Below are 472 nucleotides of genomic sequence, written 5' to 3' on the forward strand. Positions count from 1 at the left end.
AGCCCTTGGTTTTCACCAAGGGCTCTTCAAAGATTGGCGGAGCGGACGGGACTTGAACCCGCGACCTCCGGCGTGACAGGCCAGCATTCTAACCAGCTGAACTACCGCTCCGCACTTGAAACTTTGCAGGCGCTCATTCTATCCGAAGATATTCAGATTGCCCACCCCGAAATGCTGCTTTTTTCGAGGTTTTTTTAAAACTGGCGGAGCGGACGGGACTTGAACCCGCGACCTCCGGCGTGACAGGCCAGCATTCTAACCAGCTGAACTACCGCTCCGCACTAAACCGCTTTTGTTTCCACCGCGACCTGCGTCGCTGGAGAAAACAAGGCCCCCGATCGCTCAGGGGCCCTATTGAAACTGGCGGAGCGGACGGGACTTGAACCCGCGACCTCCGGCGTGACAGGCCAGCATTCTAACCAGCTGAACTACCGCTCCACATTTCAAAACTTTTACTGGCAGTGCCTGGTGG

3 tRNA genes are annotated in these 472 nt (G+C 56.6%); all 3 read right to left on the reverse strand.

Annotated elements, in window-relative coordinates:
* Positions 1–34: 34 nt before the first annotated feature.
* Positions 35–111 (reverse strand) — tRNA-Asp (locus ABE463_RS18625).
* Positions 112–201: 90 nt separating this feature from the next.
* A tRNA-Asp gene (locus ABE463_RS18630) sits at positions 202–278 on the reverse strand.
* An 83-nt stretch (positions 279–361) separates the two neighbouring features.
* Positions 362–438: transfer RNA gene (locus ABE463_RS18635), tRNA-Asp, on the reverse strand.
* Between the last annotated feature and the right edge of the window lie 34 nt (positions 439–472).

It is taken from the genome of Stenotrophomonas sp. TWI819, assembly GCF_039673075.1.
Taxonomy (GTDB): Bacteria; Pseudomonadota; Gammaproteobacteria; order Xanthomonadales; family Xanthomonadaceae; genus Stenotrophomonas; species Stenotrophomonas rhizophila_B.